This window comes from Chryseobacterium sp. SIMBA_029 (assembly GCF_046535275.1).
GTDB lineage: Bacteria > Bacteroidota > Bacteroidia > Flavobacteriales > Weeksellaceae > Chryseobacterium.
Genome location: NZ_JAWRXA010000312.1, coordinates 1 through 272, shown reverse-complemented (window position 1 = coordinate 272; position 272 = coordinate 1). Strand labels below are relative to the sequence as shown.

The 272-nt window shown below is 64.3% G+C and carries 1 pseudogene; it reads right to left on the bottom strand.

Annotation, left to right across the window (positions count from 1 at the left end):
- Positions 1–23 precede the first annotated feature (23 nt).
- A pseudogene (locus tag SB679_RS24260) lies at positions 24–272 on the bottom strand (hypothetical protein); the annotation flags it as partial.

Genomic DNA, 272 nt, shown 5'->3' with positions numbered 1-272 from the left:
CGGCCCTGACAGGCACGGCCATTTCACTGCCCTTCGGCCGCCGCCGCAAGCTCTGATATCCGCTGTCTGAGGAACAGTTTCTCCGGCTCCTGCTGGCAGAACGACAGGGCGCGCCGGTAGGCGCTGATTGCCTCTTCCCTGCGGCCGAGTTGACGCAGGAAATCGGCGCGGGCGGAATGTGCCAGGTGATAGGTTTCGAGTTCGCCCGCCTGCAGGATGCCGTCGATGATTTCGATCCCGCGCGCATAGCCTTCGGTCATGGCGATCGCCAC